This window comes from Tunturibacter psychrotolerans (assembly GCF_040359615.1).
In the GTDB taxonomy this organism is placed as follows: Bacteria; Acidobacteriota; Terriglobia; order Terriglobales; family Acidobacteriaceae; genus Edaphobacter; species Edaphobacter psychrotolerans.
The window spans coordinates 2,839,792-2,855,815 of the sequence record NZ_CP132942.1 but is presented as its reverse complement, the minus strand read 5'-3'; the positions used below and the strand labels follow the sequence as shown (position 1 = coordinate 2,855,815).

Genomic DNA, 16,024 nt, shown 5'->3' with positions numbered 1-16,024 from the left:
CTTTCGAAACCCCCGAGATACTGCGGTAATGCCGATGTTTTAATCACTCATCCTTATCGCGTCGCGGCGGTAGCGGGTGCGGCGATAGTGAGGGTGAAGGTCCTTGTAGACGGCTGGTTGGTGGCGTCGCCGCTGTAGTTCGCGACCACACTGTAAGTTCCCGGTGTAAGGCCAGCGGTCTTTACGGAGAGCACTGCGCTGCCGGAGCTCAGGCTAAGAGTTCCGAGTGACTTGGTACCAAGGAGGAACGCGACCGTACCTGACGGAGGCACTGTCGAGCAGCAAGCGTGTGTGACGACCGCCGTGATAGATACCGGAGAGCCTTCGGCGACTGGATTAGCGCTGGAGGTGAGGGTTACCTCCGTCAGCGCCTTGGTCACAATTACAGTGAGCGTCGAAGAATTGGAGGCGGCATCCGAACCATCTCCTGCATACTTGGCGACTACGCTGTAGGTTCCCGCAGGAACACCGGTTAGCACTTGCTCGTAGACGGCCTTGCCCGTACTGTCTAGCGTCGCTACACCCTGTGCGCTTTGCAACAGAGTGCTGGAGTAGAAGTGCACCGTTCCTGTTGGGACGCCTGTGTAGCCTGCAGGACGGGCCACATTTGCAACTAGAGTGACCGTGCCGCCCGCTTCTACGGAGCTTGTACCGCTCGAAACAGTGGCGGTTGCCGCCTTAGTGATGATCAGTTGTTCCGTCGCCGAAACCGAAGACTCATAGGTGGCGGAACCGCTGTACACAGCAACCACTGAGTAAGTGCCCGCCGCATACGCGGCAGTTGCTAGGCTGATCGAGCATGCTCCCTTGGCGAGCGTGCAGGTTCCCTTCGAAACCCCACTTGATGTGAAGGTGACCGTACCATCGGGCGTACCTGTTGCACTCGAGACCTTTGCAGCAAAAGTAACCTTGGAAGAACCTGCTGCCAATGTCGTGGGTGACACGGTCAACGCGGTCGCGTCGACTACCGTGCCAGCCTTGATTACTTGGAGGGTCGTCTGCTTAGTGGCTGACGCATAGTTCTCATTGGTGGACGAGTAGGTCGCCGAAATTGAGTAAGCTCCTACAGCTAGCGTGCCCGGCACGTACGTGTAGCTCGCTACTTCGGTGCAGCTTCCGCCGGACGAACATCCGCCAGTCGGCTCGAGGGTCGCCGCCCCGAGCGTAGTGCCCCCGAGCGCGAAAGTCACTGTACCCGTGGGGTAGGTGCCCGATCCGCTGACTGTTGCCTTGTAAGTAATGCTCGCGGGTCCATGTCCGAAGACATAGGAGGCGACGCTTGAGGTAAGCGTTACGGTCGCCTTGAAGGGCGATGCACTGCCGTAGGCGTGCGCGAAACCCTGCGCCAGGTTCCAGGCATTGACCGAACCGATGCCGGTCGAGAAATCCCAACCAACATTGGTGCCGTAGGTCGGCTTGAAGGAGGTATTTGATACCGAGCCCACCCCGATCGGATAGCCTTGCGGAGAGTTGATGTTGGTATCGTTGGCGATGTCGAAGCAGTTGAAGCCAAGGTCGGTGGTCGCATCGAAGTAGCTGCAGGGCGTGTCTATATCGCCACGTGTGATGTCGTGAAAGATACAGCCGCTCGTGCCGTTTGTACCTTTCGTCGAGTTGCAAGCAGCACTCCCTGCAGATCCGTACTCAGTGTTTGCCAGTGAGTAGTAGAGGTAGTTCGGGTTACCTGCAAGCTCCTTCGTGTAGTCGTTGATCAGAGTTTGAATCCCCGCCATCATCGGAGAAGAAGCTGAGGTTCCCCCCTCGCCGGTCCAGGTATCGGGCGTGCCAGTGCAGGGCGCTGTGCCGTATTGAGCCTCTACAGGATTCGACGCGCAGATCACGATGTAGTGCCCCCATATACCGTTTGAGGCGAAGAGCGACACATCCGGTATATCGCGCACGGTATCATTCGGGTTGCCGAAGACCTTCTGCCACGAAGGTTTGGGCTGACCCGCGCAGCTTCCATCGGCTACACCGCCGATGTCGGGCGTACCGCTAAAGCAGCTGCTGGGGCCTCCACTGCCTGCCACCACGTCGATGTATTCGAGTGTGTTCTGAGGCGAAAGCGTTGCCGCCAGCGGGCTTGCGCAAAAACCGCTTGGGCCGTAGGTCGTTCCGAAGCCTAAATAGCTCGAGATCAACTGGCTTGCACAAGTGTCATTCCACGGGATCTCAGGAATATAGCTCTTTGCCGACGAGTAGTCCGAGTTATTGGTTGCGTTCCAGTAGGTCGCTCTGCTGTGGTCATAGGTATCGCCGAAGTCGGTCCCGCCTACAGCAACGTTGTATGGAGTGGTCGCGAAGCCGCTTGTGCCCGCCCCGTAATAGGAGACTGTGTTTCCGTCATCGCATGAGCGCGCGCCGTCGTCACCGCTCGACACAAAGATGGATACGCCACGGGCGGCCCCATGTTGATAGGCGTAGGAGAATGCAGCGTTATTTGCGGCGCCGTTACCCGCCTCGCAGAAGCCGTAGCTCATGCTCAGCACCGGTGCGGTGATCTGATCCGCGGAGACGAGATTTTCAAGTGCAATCAAGCCGCCGAAGGTGCTGTAACCATCCTGGCATGCCTCGACTACGACATTCGCTCCAGGCGCCATAGCTGTGGCGTATTCGATGTCGAGAGCGACCTCAATGTCGGTACCGTCGCTGTAGTCTCCTGGCTGACCGCAGAAGATCGGACCCTTGGGAAATGAGGTTGTCTGCTTTCCGCCATACTTTGCTAATCCGAAGGTATTTACAAAAGTCTTCCAGTCCGGGGAAACGCCTGTTCCGTCCGGATCGTATGCGGTTTCATCTTCGATGAGGCCGATGGTCTGTCCCTTGCCCGTGTGACCTGCAGCCAGCAGGGGTGTGGTGTTATAGATCGTCTGTCCATCACCAGGTGTGAACAGATAGTAGGTGCTATCGCCTTCGGGGGCCGTATAGTCTGGCCCGAAGGCCACCGCGCCCGCTGCTTTTCGACTCTCTACCACCGCCGCTTTGCTGCGTGCAACGTGATCGGTGTGCGGCATAAAGTTGCTGAGCGAGGTGGGACCGACGATCACACTCGCGAGCGAGGCCGGAATCTGCGGATCAGACATGTTGGCAACGTGTTTCTCGCCGTTGGGCAACTGCAGCCTGTGAATGTCGGTGTGGAAGGCCTCGCGGACCATGGACGCTGTGCCGGAGAAGTCCACCACCATCCCGTCCGGCGTGATGCCCCCGATCGTGAATCCGTGCCCCTGAAGCCAGGTCGTGACCTTGGTGAGATCACCTCGGTTGACACCGTACTGTTCGTCGAACTCCTGTTCGGACATCCAGGAGTGATACGACGCACTTCCTGGAGTCTGCATCTGCTCCATGACTTTTTGCAGCGCCGCCTCCTGCTCAGGCGAGCGTTTCAACTGCAACAGCATGTGCGGCATTGCAAAGTTGGCCTCGACCGCACCTCTGTCATTCGCCGCGTCACGCGCTGCGCGGTGGGTATTACCTACCAGCGTCACCAAGACGCGCTCATCGACCTGGCTGGTGACGCGAGCGGTTGCGGAGACCGAACCTGGCACGGTGGCGGCCCAGGTATAGCTGGCAAATACGAGAAGAGCGGCGACTACGGCTTTCTTCATAACTTCCATGACCTCAAAGCGTTGACTTTCAGTGCTTTATTGCGTGAACCGTCGCGTGGCCGCGACGAAGCGAGCGCCGGATGTGGTGCTGCGTAGAGGTGTTGTCTGTTAGGCGGGTCGGAGGAAATAGAAACCCTGTAGAATTGATAAATCTCCCATGAAAATTTGCCTAGCCCTCATTAGGATCTCTGCAGCACCCTCTTTTGAGGGGTTCCAGTGATTGGTTTGCGAAGGGCTCTCCAGCTGCTGCTAGGTATTGTCGCTGCGGTTCTGAGCACTCAGCTGCTTGCCGATTCGGCGCGTACCTCGGCCACAGAGGATATCCGGCAGCTTTATCACTCCACCTGGACCGTACGTGATGGCGCTCCGGTCGGCATCTGGCGGATCGCGCAGTCGACCGACGGATTTCTATGGATCGCGACGAACTCAGGGCTTTACCGCTTCGACGGCGTGCAATTCACCAAATTCAGACCAGCCGAAGGCGTTGCGCTTCTTTCTGAAAATATCATTGCGCTGTTCGCTCCCGGCACAGGCGGCCTCTGGCTCGGGTACCAGTTCGGCGGCATCAGCTTCATCAGGGACGGCAAGATCACTAATTACCCCGCCGCAGGCATCTTTGCGTCGTCTTCTACGGGCTTCCTCGAACTCAAAGACGGAACACTCTGGACCTCGACCGGGCAAGGCATGGCACGCTTTGTCCACAACCAATGGCAACAAATGGGTCCTGAGTGGGGGTTTCACGGACGTTCTGTATTTCGCCCATTTCTTGATGCATCAGGAACGCTTTGGGCTTACAACGGCAAAACACTACAGTATCTGCCGGCAGGAGAGCATTCGTTCCACGACACTCATATAGAAGGCAAGTTTTGGGGCCTCTTGGCCGACAGACCGGACCGAATCTGGCTTGCCGGTGAATACGATCTCGTTGAGCTTGTTCGGGTGCACGATGGCAGTTGGTCGCTGTACCCAACCCATGTGGATTTCTCACCGGGTTTCGCTGCACAGGCCCGTGACGGAAGTTTCTGGATGGCGTCTGACCAGTCGGGGGTTTTCCGCCTTCCCGCACCACTTCCCTCACCCAGCGTGCCGGTGAGCCGCGGATTGTTGGAAAACTTTGCGGCAAAAGATGGGCTCACCGCTGATGTGAGCATTCAAGTCATCCGCGATCGCGAAGGTAGTATGTGGGTCGCGACCGAAAAGGGACTCGATCAGTTTCGTCCGGCTGCACTGTCCTCTGTAGCGATGCCACTGGGAACCAATGGTATCTCGCTCGCACAGGATGAGGACGGGCTACTCGTTGGCGTCAAGAATGTCCGCGGCCCCTCGCTGTTTCGCCTTCGAGACAACAAGCTCGTACCGATTCCTCATAGTCCAGAAGGCATCACGAGCATCTATGCCGAAGGCGGTGCTGACGTCTGGCTCGGCGTGACGAGTCAGCTATGGCATATGGTGGGAAGCCGATTTACAAAGATTCCCATGCCCGAGGACGTGAACGGGCTGCCTCTGGAGATTCAGACCATGACCACGGACTCGAAGGGAGTCTTGTGGGCGAGTATTCTCGGGCACGGCACCTTCAAGCTCGACGGCGATAAATGGACCAAATTCAAAGCGCCGGACGCAGAGCACTTTGCAGTGCTCAGTATCATGCGCGACCACGAAGGACACATCTGGCAGGGCTTCGTCCACAACAACGTCGCGATTGTGACAGGCGACACGACAAGGACTCTTGGGCCACATGATGGCGTCACTGCGGGCAACATTCTAGCCATCGCTGAGCGTGGAGACCACGTGTGGCTGGGCGGGACTGAGGGCCTATCCTACTACCGCAACGGTACGATTCATTCCATCCTCAGTTGCAGCGAAGAATCTATCAGAGGTGTCAACGGTATCGTCGAGTCCGCGGACGGGAACCTTTGGTTGAACCAGGCTTCCGGCGTAATTTTCATCTCGCGCGACGAGATTGCGCAGGCTCTCGCCGATCCGCGGCATCGGGTCACTGTGCGCCTGTACAACTACCTCGACGGCCTTACAGGAACTCCTGTGCAACTCAGGCCGCTGCCCACTGCGATTGCCACAAAAGATGGACGCATCTATTTCGCAGCCCGCCACGAACTGACATGGATCGACCCTGCACACATTGCCAGCAATACGATTGCACCGACGGCCGTCGTCGATGAACTAGTCGCCGACGGTCATGAGTATCTTGCTCCTTCAGGCATAACACTAGACAAGGGCATACAGAACCTTCGCTTCGACTACACTGCGTCAAGTCTCCTGATCCCGCAGCGCGTGCACTTCCGCTATATGTTAGAGGGTTTTGATAAGAGCTGGCAGGACGCGGGCATCCGTCGACAGGCGTTCTATTCCAAGATTCCTCCTGGCCACTACACATTTCGCGTGATGGCCAGCAATAACGATGGCATCTGGAGTCCTATTTCCGCGATGACGCCGTTTTACCTTCCTCCGACCTTTCGGCAGAGTAGGTATTTTGCCGCGTTATTGGCTGCGATAACGGCTACGCTTCTCAGTTTGCTTCATAAGCTGCGGCTACGTTATGCAACCAATCAGGTACGCAGCAGACTCTTGGAACGGCTACGCGAGCGAGAGAGCATCGCTCAAGACCTGCATGACACGTTCTTCCAATCCATCCAGGTGTTGCTACTCCGGTTCTACACGGCCACCAAGCAACTGCCGCAAGATGACCCTGCCCGCCAATCCTATGAGAGCGCACTCAAGCAGTCTGAGCTGGTGATGAGAGAAGGGCGCGAACTATTGCTTGAGCTCCGATCCGAACCATCACGCGAAATGCCTCACCATACAACGTTCCAGCAGATGGTGGAAGATCTGCAGCCGAACACGACTGCAAGCCTCACGTTTGAGATAGAGGGGCGCCCCAGAGAACTGGCCGCCGACGCCGGCAGAGAAGCAATCAAGATAGCACGCGAGGCGCTGGCCAATGCGATTCGTCATAGCGGAGCTTCGCGCATCGAAGTTCTCCTCGCCTTCAGCAGGTCCCACCTGCGTGTTATCGTCCGCGACGACGGCACCGGCATCCCAGCCGAGATATTTCGACAAGGCCACCGTGAGGGTCACCTGGGAATGATCGGTATGCGAGAGCGAGCAAGGCAGCTTGGTGCACGCATCGAAATACGAAGAATTCTGTCAGGTGGCACGGCTGTGGAGTTGCTCGTACCAGCCGCCGTGATCTACCTGGCTGAGAACTTGCCGCGCAAACGAACGTCATACCTTGACCTGCTGAAGTTTTGACACTGTATCGAGGAAAATTGAATGATTAGAGTCCTTGTAGTCGACGATCACCCTATGATGCGCAAGGGGATTTCGGCTGAAATTAGTACCGAGCCAGACATGACCGTGGTCGGGGAAGCTGTCGACGGTCAACAAGCGATCCTTCAGTTTCGTTTGCACAGGCCCGACATCATGCTAGTGGACATGCGTATGCCGAATATGGGCGGTTTGGAGACGATATCCAAGGTACGCGCAGAGTTTCCGGCGGCACGCATCATTGTACTAACCACAGCAGGTGGTGACTTTCACGCCATGAGAGCCTTCCGTGCCGGAGTCTCCGGGTATCTGTTGAAGGAAATGCTTGGCTCCGAACTTGTCAAGACCATTCGCCTTGTACACGAAGGGCAGCGGTGCATCCCCGATGAGATCGCATCAAAACTTTTCGGCTCCAGCGGAGAGGCAGAGCTAACGGTGCGAGAGCTTGAAGTTCTGCGTCTCGCCTCACGCGGTCTATCCAACAAGCTCATCGCCGCGGATATGTATATCTCGGAGCATACCGTGAAGGGCTATTTGAAAAATATCATGGCAAAGCTGCAAGCGAACGACCGCACCCACGCAGTCACCATCTCCATTCAGCGCGGCTTATTCGATATCTAACCGTTGCACGAAAACGAAGGCGACAGACGACTCGGAGATCTCATTACACTCGCGAGAGTGTTACCTGAGAACAGCAGCGAGGAGCCGACCAGCGCGCTCGTGCCGCAGCGGTACACATCTTATCCAAAGATTGGCTTTGATTGTAGACGCGCGGGTGAATCGGCCACAACGGAAATGAATACTTCATCTCGCTCCTCGAATCCGGAAGCCCCAGCCACAGCGCTTAGGGATCTTGCATGGGATGGATCGTGTCTACCGGCTTCGCGTCAGAACGCACGCGCGCAATCTAGGAGGCCGAGGTCGGTGGCGAAATCGGCAGACCTGTCGCGCGCCACGCATTAAAACCACCAACCACGTCTGTCGCTCGCCAGAGACCGAGATCCTGCAAAGCCGCGGCCGCGAGGCTTGAGGTGTAGCCTTCGGAACAGAGCACGATCACGTTTAGATCATGATCGGTTGCGAGCGGCAGCCGCGCGCTAGAAGCCGGGTCGAAACGCCACTCAAGTACATTGCGCTCAACAATCAACGCGCCCGGGATACTCCCCTCAATCGCACGTTGACCTTCGGGACGAATATCAACGAGTGTCGCCGCCGTTTTGACCACTGCCCCATAGGCTTCCGCCGGAGATAGCCGTCGCAGCCGGGCACGTGCCGCTGCCAGCGTCTGCTCGATGCTCAAGGCCCCGATATGGTTTGAGAGGTTCGGACTCTGCGCTCGCCACTCTTGATCAAGTCTCGCTGATCGCTCCGACGACTGTTCACGTGGTACCAGTTGACTGCCATCCAGCTCGTACTCGTTCATCTCACTGAGCGGAGGCGAATATGCGTGAATGCTTATGGCTGGCGCACGGGAGGCATTTCGGACGTCGTGTGTGTAGTCTCGTCCGAAGGCGCGCGGATTGCCCGGAGGTATCGCAAAGGGATGCTGATCGGGACGATTCTCTTCAAGAACACCGGTCGTTACGACGAAGGCTCCCGCAGAGTCACCATGATCGTGGAACCCGGTTGATTGACCGGGCATCCAGCTTATGACCCAGATGTCATAGTTCGGCCCGTGATACAACCGCTCGTACCAGCGATGTTGGGCGCGCAGCCGTACCCTATCCAACCATCCATCCGACGACGCGAACCGCGAGACGATGTCGGCGAGCTCTTCGGGAGTTTTTGCTACCGCGCCGGATTGGCTTTCCGCCGACATACCTGTGTTGCTGGCGTCGCGTACTAGTATTTCTTCTGTTGCGAGGTGCATGGGACATCTCCAGAGCTGAACCGTCTCAAAACGCAGGGGCGCCATTGCAGACGGATACTTCCGAACCAACGATAAGTCTGGGATGAGCTTTGGAGAAGGCGCTTTAGAAGTCTCTAAAAGTGTCGCAGCTCACCCAACGAAGGGCTGGTCGCAGCGACAACAATGAAGTAGAGGAAACGCCATACTCCGACGCTAGCATGGCTTGAAGAATTGGGTCAATGTTTCAGTCGACTTTCTATGAGCAGGCACTTCCTTCAAGCCTTGGCACGCGAGGTTCGTTAAGGCCTTACACTGCCTTTCAGAGACAAGAGCGCTTGCTAGAAAGCCCTCTTGCCTGCGCCCGTACCTGCCTCCGGAGCTGACAGGGCGGAAGGCTCCTCAGGCATAGGAAACGCTGAGTTCAACGGTCTTGCCGCATGCTCCGTCACACTGCGGATTGTCCATAGGTCCGTCGTCCATTACGGCGACAGAATGTAGTCGTACGGCATCGTCCCGTAGCCCTGTTGCCCCCACTGCGTGCCCCACGAGTTCCGCACAAGAAACGTCCGGTTCGCATTGTTGTAGCCGACGATCAGCATGCAATGACCGCCATCCTCAGGCTCCGTTGGTCCCGGCATTGGGATTACACCGTCGTTCCACGTGTGGTCCATCGACGGAAAGCACGTATATCGGAACACAATCGGAAAGCCTTCCATGAGACATGCCTGCATCAGCGGCAGCGAACAAACCGTCGTACACTAATTGGGGACAGCGGCTGTAATATTAGCGGAAGAGCCGCGAATGATAAGATGCTTTTCGTTGTAAGCGATGACAACGTGTTTTGCCTGAGCGTGGCGCGGGTTGAGGACCCAGTTCCACGTCTCCGGCGTAATTGCGGAAGGGACCTTCAGTAAGGCGGTTTCGCTCCGTGCCAGCCAACCATCGCCTATCCTGCGGGTCTCGGTTTCATTGTTTCTCCAACCGGGCTACTGCGATGATAGATCAACCGACTTGTGCGCGACGCCATCGTCGACTTCTACTTAACTTATATGTATTGGTTGCCCCCCAGGGATTCGAACCCCGATTGATCGGTTCAGAGCCGACTGTTCTACCATTGAACTAGGGGGCAAATGCTTAGCGTGGTGCGCTTTGCGTCGCGAACAGGGTGCTCGCTGAGTGCCTCTTAAGAGTGTACGAGGTGAGGGAGATAAGGTCAACGTCTGGCGGGGATAGGAGATAGGGGGCTCCAAAACTGCCCCTCACTATCATCTGGCGACTAGATTGCGAGACTGGTACCCCAAAATGGGCCGGAAGAGAACTCCGCGCGGTTTTTGGAGTCGCAAAAACGTGAACAGTTCGACCGCTTCGGCGCGAAGTCTCCGCCAAGCGCATCGGCGTTTTGTCTCTGGAACAAGTCTCAGTATTGGACTACTCTAGGCTGACTTCCTATCAGGGGGTTTGTCTGTGAAGTTATTGAGCAACCAAAGATTGCCCCTGGCCCTGTTACTTTGCTGCCTGCCAACCCGCATACTCGCACAGGCCCCCAACGTGCCCCAACAATACAGGCGCCTCTTCTATTACTATGCCGACCAGCGTTCTTTGTATGAGAAAGCACTCAATTCTATAAGCCTGACATCTCAGCCAGTTGGCCGCAGTTACGCAATAATTGTGGGAGTAACGAAGTATCCAAATCTATCGCCAATAGACAGGGATCTAAAGCCCGCCGCCGTCGACATAGAAAAGCTGAAATCTTATCTGAAAGACCAGGAATTCTTTGACGAAATCATTGTGCTCAAAGACGGGGATGTGAATCTCGACAATCTGAATTATTTTTTGGAAAACTACTTTCCGGACCGTCTCAGCCATTCCCCGCACTCCCGGTTCCTTTTTGCCTTTAGCGGCCATGGTTACGCTGAAGGGACCGCAGAGACAGCACGTGGCTTCCTCCTTACCAGTTCGGCCGCCTCGAAGACCGATCCCGTCAACCGAATCGACCTCGGTCTCCTGCGGACTCTTCTTGACTCCGACATTGATGCTGCGGAAAAAGTATTAGTGCTTATAAACGCGTGTCAGAGCGGAGCATTTCTCGGACGGAAATCCTTCGGGGCCAATCCGCTTGGACCGGGGGACCATGGAGCCCACGCGATTATGGCCAGCCGCGCGAACCAGCAGAGCCTTCAACTTGCAGCAGTAGGTCCCGGCAGCGTGTTCTTTGAAAAGATTTTTGCCGGATTAGCGGGTGCCGCTGACAATTCCCCGCGAGATGGCGTCGTTACGTACCACGAATTGGATAGTTATCTTCATTCGGAAATTCCCTATGTAACCAACGGTAGCCAGATTCCCATGGAAGGTGACATATCCCGCAACGGTAGCATCGGTGAGTTCTTCTTTTTGAACAGAGGGCGGCAGGTTCAATTGGGAAATGTAAAGCCTTGGACCCCTGGCGGAGCGACAGCATTCGGCGAACCTGCTGATAACGTACTTGAACTAGGTAAATCGGAGTACCGCGCAGAGCACTATAAAGACGCATCTCGGGCCTTCAAAGAGGCGGCTGTCGCCGGGAATGCGGACGCAATGAATAACCTGGGGTATCTGTATGAAGAGGGACAAGGTGTCGCACAGGATTACCAGCAAGCTCAGCAGTGGTATGAGAAGGCCGCAGCTGCCGGGAGTGCGACCGCAATGAATAACCTGGGGAATCAGTATGGACACGGCCATGGTGTAGCACAGGATTACAAGCAGGCTCGGCAGTGGTATGAGAAGGCCGCAGCCGCCGGGAATGCGGACGCAATGAACAGCCTGGGTTATCTGTATGACCAGGGCCTAGGTGTAGCACAGGATTACCAGCAGGCTCGGCTATGGTTTGAGAAGGGTGCGGCTGCCGGGGGTGCGAGCGCAATGAATAGCCTGGGGTATCTGTATGACTATGGACAAGGTGTAGCGCAGGATTACCGGCAGGCCCGGCAATGGTATGAGAAGTCCGCAGCCGGCGGGGACCTGTTCGCCAAGTACAATTTGGGTGATCTATATGATCAGGGCCGTGGTGTAGCACAGGATTACCGGCAGTCTCGGCAATGGTATGAGAAGGCCGCAGCCGGTGGGAATCCGTTCGCCATGTATGTTCTGGGCTCTCTGTATGACCAGGGCCGTGGTGTAGCACAGGATTACCAGCAAGCCAGGAAGTGGTATGAGGAAGCGGCCGCTGCCGGCAACAATGAAGCTAAAAATCGACTTAGTCAGATGCCCAAATAAAACCTATGTCCATTCCAACAATCCTAAAATTTTGCGCTGCGCTTTACTTCGTAATTATCGTTATTGACTGGTTGCGTACCCGCGAACTCAAGCGATTCTTAATTGAGCTGCTGCCTCTCCTCGGTCTCATTGTCCTCGACGTCCTGGTTGCGAGTGCGAGTACCGGCTACGTGACCTTCGGCTCAGGCAGTTCCCCTCTATGGATTTCGCTCGCCATGTTCGGCGCAATCATCCTAGGGGTCGCTGCACGATCCATATTCTATCTTCGGGGGGCGTTTTCATGGCTCGATTTTGCCAAGCCGCTCTGCATCTCGCCGATTCTGTTGTTGCCGCTCATCGGCTCCCTGCAGTCTGTGAAAAGTCTCGAATCGATGCAGGTAGTCTCGTTTGCTTTGCTTGCCTTTCAAAACGGTTTCTTCTGGCAAGCGGTGTTGCAACAAGCCCGTCCGAAGAAGTAAGCTTTCGTTCCGCTCGCCATACGAAATTTGCGACATATGTTCCTGTTCCGACAGCGCTAGAAGCTTAGCCAAAGTCCACCAGTGCCGTGGATGCGGCACTCTCCCATGTCGAATTTCAGCTGAATACCCTCGCGAGACTCCAAGTTCGCGCTTTATGAGACTGCTAGATAAGAAGGCGATTTGCGGCTGAATCTTCTCCGCATAGAACTCAGCAGTCAGCCAGCATGGTTGGTCTGAAATCGACCACTTCCGTATATTGGCTTGTCTGGCAATCTGCGTTTCTGATCGCTTAGCTTGAGCTTTTGAGGAATGAGAAACGACGCGACCCTCTGTTGCGACTCTTGTAAGCCGCTCCTTCGACTCTTCAACTGAGCAAACCCTACACTTTTCGTTTCCATTGATAATTGGACTACCGCAGTCACTACAGACGTTCTGCAAGGTCACCGAGCTCTTCGACGCCACAAACGGACTGCCGCCTCGCATCTCGCGCTTGTTATTCTGCGTCAGCCGAGTTGCTGGAGTCGCTCTGCGGGTTTTCGTCGTTAAGGAAATCTCCTTCACAGTCCACTCGGCGAGTGGCGCGACTAAGCGAGCCCACATAGAAGTCGTTTCCGCGAGTTGACTCGCCAACTCAGCCATCAGACGACAATTTCCGTTGCGCTCTTCGAAGAACCAGTTTCTATTGAGAGGCTGTTTCAAAATTCGACTGAGAACATAGGCATCCACATCCGGCCGGATAGCCTCCATCAGATCACACGCAAGGCTATCTCTATTGATCGTGTCCATATGCAAGACTCCCATCTCGGGATCGAGTCCCAGGGCTGCAACAGCAAGACGACATTCCGCCTCTAGCAGTGCATAGAGATAGTTCAAAATCGAGTTGACCGGATTTACGGCAAGTCGCGGGGACCCTGAAAGTTCCGACGCGCGCGAACCAAACTTCTGCCAATGTTCCGGTACGCGAGTCAACTCCTTCTCGGGGAATTTGATTGAGACCGTCCGCCACGCTTTCCAGTAGATCTTGGCTGCGCGCAATTCCACAGACCGAATCTCATCAATGGTTTCAACTTCGGCCAACTCAGATCGAATCTGTTTGATCATGGCTGAGGCTGCATGATTTTTTAGGGACTCACTTGCGACACGCTCTTGACCTGCAAGTTTTCGATCAATCAGTTCTCGGCTGATTCGAAACGCCGCCCCCGAATGATGGGCTAACGCTTGCGCCCGACGTAATCGAACATCCGACGGTCGTACCGGGCCAGTTGTCGCGAGAACGGTACCATTCCGCTCCAGCATGACGAACGATGCGTTTTGATCGGCGAGCCAACGCAGCGCTGCGAGTGACACTACTCCATCTGCACCAATCACGACCAGCCGCTCAAGCCCGTGTCCGACCCGGGGGAAGCGACCCTTGTAACGATCAGAGCCAACTCCATCTTCGATGACTAGGTGACCGCGTTCGACACGAACGCTAGTGCCGTACCCATAGAGGACTATGACACCTTTGCGAGACCGCTTTTGGGAGGAGTTGGGGCTGGCTGGTTGGAGAACAGAGTCACTGGATTTGCGCAAGGTTGACGCTTGCGCTAGGGTCTGAGTAGCTGCCATTGGAGTTCACGCTCCTTGGTGGTCAGGGCTTGCCGCCTGCTAGTAACAGGTGACGAGCCCGCTGTAAGTCTCATTTTATCAGCTTGATAGACCCAATTCACCTCTCTTGGCCCAGATTTTTTGGATTGATCGGAGTGGTATTTTCCATTTCTTTACAGCTCGTCTTTGTGCATCACCTATCAACACACTTTTCGCATGAAGCTCGATGATTTCAGCGCAGATTTTGCGACATGTTGCCTCGCTGGGCATCTTTGACTTTCGGCCACCGGTCCGCCGCTGAGGTAGAGCCTTTGTCAACCCTTGTGCTGCTAAGCGCTGAGCGGGAAGAAATTCCTTCAATAGAAACTTGAAAAAAATCTCGATCTCTGGGACCGCTTCCTCAGGAAGACTGGCGAATACTGTGCTGTACTTCTCTCGGGAATCAATCATCCCTAGAATTTCGTAGTACTGCGCCGGATCGACAGAATCTGGCTCACTCGTCGGATATACCTCTCGCGCAACCCTATGCAACCATGCCGCAGGCGATGTGCTCTTGTCTCGAACCTGCTCACGCAGAACCGCGATAGCTTCCTCATAGCTCTTTGTGCCACTCATTCGACAAAAGTACTCGACTACTTGATCGAGCATCGGTTCAAATTTCTTCAGTGTTTCTAGTTCCATTTCGCAACAACTGCCCCCGATCAGTTTAGGCGAAATTTCGTCATAACTGTCACGGGATTGTATCGGCGGATCTCATAGGGCAGAATCCGCACACAATGAAACGCAAACCTCAGAAGCAATCAAGTCCTACGAAGAAGTCCACGCCCTCACTCAATCAAACACCACGGGCTACGAAGTCGAGGCCAAAAAACAAGGGTCTTCCCAGCAAATCGCGAGCGAAACCGAGGCTCGCCGCTCCTCGCACAGAAGCCGAATACCTCGCGAAACCCGAGAAGTTTAAGGATACCTGGGACCGAGTCCTTGGCGTCGTCTCGAAGATGCGACGCGAAAAAATCTCACTCACGCAGGCTTCGCGCGATGCAGGCATCAACCCACGCACTGTAACCAGGTGGGGCAAAACAGCGTTGCAAAAACAGAAGAATGGCAAATACGCAGCTAAGAAATCCGACAGTTTGCTGCGACTAGTCATCATTCCTACACCAGACGGAACGCGCGACATTGCCGTGCGTGGTTCCAAACAAGTCACTCTGCTTGCCGAATATTGGAACGCGCTCCATCGCTATCTGCAAACTGGGGACTCCTCCCCGCTCAAGAAGTTTCAAGGCAAGCACATCGTAGATGCGAAGGGTGTGGACATTCCGTTGTCGGTTGATCTCAGCGCTCTGAACCGTTTGGGATCTGCTGGTGTTTTGTCGTTCGAATCCCTGTATGCGAGGACCACATGAAGAATATGCCATCAACGTCAGATCCCATAAAGGCCTACCAACGCAAGTCGTCTGCTGCGCGCCGTGTAGGAAACAACAACCGCTGCACGTGTGGCGAGAAACGAATTGAAGCACTTGTCGGAAACAAGGGCATCTGCGCCGCGTGCCAACGAAAGAAGATGGGACGTCCTATCACGGACAAGCATCACGTTGGGGGAAGAGCCAACAGCCCCGTCACTCTAGAGATGTGGATCAACGATCACTGGGCTGTGTTAAGCGTCGCTCAGCATGAATGGCCAAAAGAAACACTCGAAAACCCTATGGGCTGTCCGCTGCGATCTGCGGCAGGATGCATTCGAGGATTCATCGACACGATCTGTCACCTCATTAAGAGGTTATTGAGCTGGATCGCCGAGATGCTGGAGTTGTTGAGCACACTTTTGATCGAACGACTAGGGCCAAACTGGTGGTCCGGTACACCTATAGCTCAATTTGCAAGGAAAGGGTAAGAACAAATGTCACGAATCACATCACTTCCAATAGCAGTTCGCGTTTATCCAGAAATAGCAAGCCCCGAAGCGGAGAATCCACCATCAGGTCCCCACC

10 protein-coding genes, 1 tRNA gene and 1 pseudogene are annotated in these 16,024 nt (G+C 55.4%); 5 read left to right on the top strand and 7 right to left on the bottom strand.

Going from position 1 to position 16,024, the window contains the following annotated elements; translation table 11 throughout:
* Window positions 1–53 precede the first annotated feature (53 nt).
* Window positions 54–3,605, bottom strand: a complete 3,552-nt coding sequence (locus RBB77_RS11810; RefSeq protein ID WP_353061955.1) for an Ig-like domain repeat protein — start codon at window positions 3,603–3,605, stop codon at window positions 54–56.
* Window positions 3,606–3,821: 216 nt separating this feature from the next.
* Here RBB77_RS11810 and RBB77_RS11805 point away from each other — a divergent pair, with 216 nt between their 5' ends.
* Together RBB77_RS11805 and RBB77_RS11800 are read left to right on the top strand one after the other, a co-directional pair.
* A complete protein-coding gene (locus RBB77_RS11805; protein ID WP_353061954.1) occupies window positions 3,822–6,872 on the top strand; it encodes a sensor histidine kinase in 3,051 nt (1,016 codons plus the stop codon).
* Window positions 6,873–6,893: 21 nt separating this feature from the next.
* Window positions 6,894–7,508 (top strand): response regulator transcription factor, encoded by a 615-nt coding sequence (locus tag RBB77_RS11800; protein ID WP_353061953.1) that lies wholly within the window; start codon window positions 6,894–6,896, stop codon window positions 7,506–7,508.
* 286 nt (window positions 7,509–7,794) lie between these two features.
* On the opposite strand, the gene RBB77_RS11795 is transcribed toward RBB77_RS11800, so the two are convergent.
* The 4 genes and pseudogenes from RBB77_RS11795 to RBB77_RS11780 all read right to left on the bottom strand — a co-directional run bounded on the left by RBB77_RS11795 (window position 7,795) and on the right by RBB77_RS11780 (window position 9,865).
* Window positions 7,795–8,757 (bottom strand): rhodanese-like domain-containing protein, encoded by a 963-nt coding sequence (locus tag RBB77_RS11795; protein WP_353061952.1) that lies wholly within the window; start codon window positions 8,755–8,757, stop codon window positions 7,795–7,797.
* 458 nt (window positions 8,758–9,215) lie between these two features.
* Window positions 9,216–9,452 (bottom strand): C1 family peptidase, encoded by a 237-nt coding sequence (locus tag RBB77_RS11790; RefSeq protein ID WP_353061951.1) that lies wholly within the window; start codon window positions 9,450–9,452, stop codon window positions 9,216–9,218.
* Window positions 9,453–9,494: 42 nt separating this feature from the next.
* Window positions 9,495–9,704: pseudogene (locus RBB77_RS11785) on the bottom strand (RES domain-containing protein); the annotation flags it as partial.
* 87 nt (window positions 9,705–9,791) lie between these two features.
* A tRNA-Gln gene (locus RBB77_RS11780) sits at window positions 9,792–9,865 on the bottom strand.
* A gap of 335 nt (window positions 9,866–10,200) precedes the next feature.
* Here RBB77_RS11780 and RBB77_RS11775 point away from each other — a divergent pair.
* Window positions 10,201–11,988 (top strand): caspase family protein, encoded by a 1,788-nt coding sequence (locus RBB77_RS11775; protein ID WP_353061950.1) that lies wholly within the window; start codon window positions 10,201–10,203, stop codon window positions 11,986–11,988.
* A 278-nt stretch (window positions 11,989–12,266) separates the two neighbouring features.
* On the opposite strand, the gene cas1 is transcribed toward RBB77_RS11775, so the two are convergent.
* Window positions 12,267–14,054 (bottom strand): CRISPR-associated endonuclease Cas1, encoded by a 1,788-nt coding sequence (gene cas1 / locus RBB77_RS11770; protein WP_353061949.1) that lies wholly within the window; start codon window positions 14,052–14,054, stop codon window positions 12,267–12,269.
* Window positions 14,055–14,132: 78 nt separating this feature from the next.
* Window positions 14,133–14,714: a hypothetical protein gene (locus RBB77_RS11765; protein WP_353061948.1), complete on the bottom strand. Its 582-nt coding sequence runs from the start codon at window positions 14,712–14,714 to the stop codon at window positions 14,133–14,135.
* A gap of 95 nt (window positions 14,715–14,809) precedes the next feature.
* Between RBB77_RS11765 and RBB77_RS11760 the strand changes: the two genes are divergently transcribed.
* Window positions 14,810–15,439 (top strand): hypothetical protein, encoded by a 630-nt coding sequence (locus RBB77_RS11760; RefSeq protein ID WP_353061947.1) that lies wholly within the window; start codon window positions 14,810–14,812, stop codon window positions 15,437–15,439.
* Window positions 15,436–15,927 (top strand): hypothetical protein, encoded by a 492-nt coding sequence (locus RBB77_RS11755; protein WP_353061946.1) that lies wholly within the window; start codon window positions 15,436–15,438, stop codon window positions 15,925–15,927. The genes RBB77_RS11760 and RBB77_RS11755 overlap by 4 nt, the downstream gene beginning before the upstream one ends.
* Window positions 15,928–16,024: the final 97 nt, after the last annotated feature.